Here is a 2,208-nt window from a genome sequence, read left to right on the forward strand (position 1 = left end):
ACCGGGACTCCCGGGGCGAGCGCCGCTTCGGTGAGCGTGGCGGGGAGTTCCGCGCGGCCGACCGCCGGCGCGCCGGTCCCCGTAGCGCCGGTCGTCGCGGACCTCGCGGTCGCCGAAGCGCCGCTCACCGCGCGCGTCCCGGTCACCGAAGCGGCCCTCACCCGCCGGGCGGCCGTAGCGCTGCTCGCCGCGGCCGTCCCGGTCGGACGAGCCCCGACCGTCCCGGTTGAACGAGCCCCGACCGTCCCGGTTGAACGAGCTGCGGCCCTCCCGGTCGAAGGAACGACGCTCGCCGCGGCCGTCCCGGTCGCCGAAGCGGCGCGAGCCGGACGGGCGGTCACCGTACCGGCGCTGCTCCTGCGGCTCCTCGCGGACCGGCACCCCGCTGGGCTCCCGCGCGCCGGTCAGCTCGGCCAGCGCCGGGTCGCCCGCGCGGACCCGGGTTTCCTCCGGCTCGACGCCGGCCTTCTCCAGCATGGCCAGGGTGGTCCGGCGCTGCTTCGGCAGCACCAGGGTGGCCACCGCGCCCGACTCACCGGCCCGGGCGGTACGCCCCGCGCGGTGCAGGTAGTCCTTCGGGTCCTTCGGCGGGTCGACGTGCAGCACCAGCGTGACCCCGTCGACGTGGATGCCGCGGGCCGCCACATCGGTGGCGACCAGCACGTTCATCCGGCCCTCCCGGAACTCGGCCAGGGTCTTCGTCCGCATCCGCTGGGTCTTGCCGCCGTGCAGCCCACCGGCGCGTACGCCCGCCGCGGCGAGCTGCTCCACGAGCCGGTCGACCCCGAGCTGGGTACGGGCGAAGAGCATGGTCCGGCCGGAACGGGCGGCGATCGAGGCCGCCACCGCGAACTTGTCGTGCGGCGGGATCAGCAGCAGGTGGTGGTCCATGGTGGAGACAGCGGCGGTGGCCGGCGCGGTCGAGTGGGTGACCGGGTCCGTCATGAACCGCTTGACGAGCGAGTCGACGTCACCGTCCAGGGTGGCCGAGAAGAGCAGCCGCTGGGCGTCCGCGGGGGTCTTCGCCAGCAGCTGGGTGACCTCGGGCAGGAAGCCCATGTCGGCCATCTGGTCGGCCTCGTCGAGCACGGTGATCTCGACGTCGTCCAGGTTGCAGACGCCGCGCTCGATCAGGTCGCCGAGCCGGCCCGGAGTCGCCACGATGATCTCCACGCCCCGGCGGAGCGCGTCGATCTGCCGGTCGTACGGCACGCCGCCGACGGCGGTCTTCAGGAAGATGCCGACGGACTTGCCGAGCGGCATCAGCGCGTCGTTGACCTGCATGGCGAGTTCCCGGGTGGGCACCAGCACGAGGGCGCGCGGGTGCAGCGGGCGGGCCCGGTTGCGGTCGGCGAGCCGGGCGATCACCGGCAGGCCGAAGGCGAGGGTCTTGCCGGAGCCGGTCTGGCCGCGGCCGAGGACGTCCCGGCCGGCCAGGGCGTCCGGCACGGTGGCCCGCTGGATCTCGAACGGGGTGGTGATGCCCTGCCGGGCGAGCGCGGTCACGAGCGGCCGGGGGAGCCCCAGCGCGGCGAAGTCGGGGGTGTCGACAGCGGTGGTCTGCTCCACCGGGGTGTCGGATGCGGACGGGGACGTGCCGAGGTCAGCAAAGGTGGTCAAGAAATGCCTTTCGAGCGGGGCGCATCTTCGCGATGGCCCGCCGCAGCTCATTGCCGCCGAATCGCCCGCAAGATCGCCCATGGGCGCGCGACACGCGCGCCAGGTCAGTGATCTCCACAAGTGTACGGCGGCGCGGCGAACGCGGCACCGCACCGCGAAGCCGTAGTGGGCGGGCTCACCCCGACTCCCGCCCGGCCCGTCACTTGGTCAGCAGGTTGCCGGTCAGCCCGCTCACCGCGTCGTCGGCGAGCAGCACCACGAGCACGCTGATCGCCACCAGCAGACCCAGGGAGGCGGCCAGCACGATCACCACCCGCCTGGTGCTGGACCGCGTCGTCCGGCTGTCCTCCGACCACCCCTGGGCGAGGATGTGCCCGGTCAGCGAGCCGGTGTTCTCCGCCGGGTTGCCGGGCAGCGACACCGTGGTGAAGCCGGGCCCGTCGGTGCCGCCGTAGGCGACGCTGGCCAGGTCGGGACCGCCCTGGTAGGGCACCGAGACCGGTCGCGCCGCGCTCGTCGGGTACGGCGGGACCGCGCCGCGCCCGCCGGACCCGTCCCGGTGGTCAGCGGGGTTGGTGGGCGGGGGCC

General features: G+C 74.6%; 1 protein-coding gene and 1 pseudogene. Both read right to left on the reverse strand.

The window, feature by feature from the left end:
- A partial coding sequence (locus tag DKL51_RS31380) for a DEAD/DEAH box helicase (RefSeq protein WP_260428744.1) occupies positions 1 to 1,671 on the reverse strand: 1,671 nt, incomplete at its 3' end.
- A 148-nt stretch (positions 1,672 to 1,819) separates the two neighbouring features.
- Positions 1,820 to 2,208, reverse strand: a pseudogene (locus DKL51_RS36815) (hypothetical protein); the annotation flags it as partial.

Origin of the sequence: Micromonospora globispora (assembly GCF_003857015.1) — a bacterium.
Classification (GTDB): domain Bacteria; phylum Actinomycetota; class Actinomycetes; order Mycobacteriales; family Micromonosporaceae; genus Micromonospora; species Micromonospora globispora.